The following is a 1,487-nucleotide window of genomic DNA, read 5'->3' as shown; positions in this document are numbered from 1 at the left end:
ACTTTTTGAATCCTGTTCTAAACAGATAGGCGACGATAGATAAAACCAAAGCGAATTCAAGACCAAACCACAGGCTTGGCAGAACGCCAACAAATAATAGAAAGACAAGTTCGCCCCTAGTTTGCTTATTGGCCAATGGCTTACTTTTACTGGTGTCCAAATCACTGACATAAGGCATGTCGTAAATCAGCGATGCAGCAATTGCACGGCTAAAGGTATAACTGGTCACGATAACCATAAACAGAGCTGTCATGTTGACCAGCTCGTTCAACAGCACCCACTTGCCAAGCAGAGCCATAACCAGAGCAGACGCGCCATAGGTACCAATTCGACTGTCTTTCATGATGGTTAAACGGCGTTCTAGGGTCATGCCGCCACCAATACCATCGGCCATATCGGTTAAGCCGTCTTCATGGAATGCGCCAGTGAGCATCAGGCTAAAGCTCATCATCAAAAAGATGGCCACTGCACTCGGAAGTATTGCATCGAGTAGCAAGAACACACCGCCACACAGAACACCAAGTAACAAACCAACCGTTGAAAAGTAGCGACCCGAACGATTCATGCGCTCTTCTGAATAAGGCGTATTCTTCGGCATCGGCAAACGAGAAAAGAAACCCATCGCCAACGAAAAAAGTTCCCATTGGTATGTGATGCTATCTTTCAACGATCTTTTTGGTGCATCACTCATTAAACCGTGACTCCAGCACTCGCAAAACTCGCCATGTTGTTATAGAACTCTGCCGCCGCACGAATTATTGGCATAGCTAGCGCAGCACCTGTGCCCTCGCCCAATCTCAATCCAAGATCGAGCAGTGGCTCAGCGTCTAGCAGCTCTAATAGAATCTTGTGCCCCGACTCTTCAGAGCGATGAGCAAAGATCATGTAATCACGGCAACTCGGTTCAATTAGAGTCGCGACATACGCCGCAACCGACACGATAAAACCATCGACCAACACAGGGGTTCTGTTTTGGTAAGCGCCAAGGAAGCCCCCCACCATTTGAACTATTTCATAACCGCCGACTTGGCTTAACACCTCTTTTGCGTCAGGATTTATGCAACGAGCAACACCTTGCTTAACCACCGCCACTTTACGTGCAAGCTGTTCATTGTTGATGCCAGTGCCTAGGCCGACACACTCATCTGCAGTTCGGTTTGCTAGCGCACTTAAGATGGCAGACGCGCTGCTGGTATTGCCGATGCCCATTTCACCAAACATGATGATATTCGTGCCATTCGAAATGGTTCTAGATACAAGCTCAGTTCCCAGTTCAATCCCACGTTCAACAGTTTCTAAACTCATTGCCGCTTCATTGGCAAAGTTATTGGTTCGCGTACCTGAGCGCTGAGAAATCAACATGTCGCTGTCAGATTCAACAGGCAGCAAAATCCCAGTGTCCACGACTGTAATTTCGACGTTGTTTACCGCACAAAAGCAATTAATCGCTGCGCCACCGCTTAAGAAGTTCAACACCATCTGTTGCG

At 47.7% G+C, this 1,487-nt stretch carries 2 protein-coding genes; both read right to left on the bottom strand.

Going from position 1 to position 1,487, the window contains the following annotated elements; genetic code table 11:
* Window positions 1-691 (bottom strand): adenosylcobinamide-GDP ribazoletransferase (locus AB4232_RS22375; RefSeq protein ID WP_372088050.1); only part of this gene is annotated, 691 nt, incomplete at its 3' end.
* On the bottom strand, window positions 691-1,487 hold a 797-nt coding region (gene cobT / locus AB4232_RS22370), incomplete at its 5' end, for a nicotinate-nucleotide--dimethylbenzimidazole phosphoribosyltransferase (RefSeq protein WP_372088048.1). The genes cobT and AB4232_RS22375, both read right to left, overlap by 1 nt.

The organism is Vibrio sp. 10N.286.46.A8, assembly GCF_041470165.1.
Taxonomy (GTDB): domain Bacteria; phylum Pseudomonadota; class Gammaproteobacteria; order Enterobacterales; family Vibrionaceae; genus Vibrio; species Vibrio tasmaniensis_A.
Note: the sequence above shows the minus strand (reverse complement) of the source record. Positions and strands in the feature narration are given on the sequence as shown.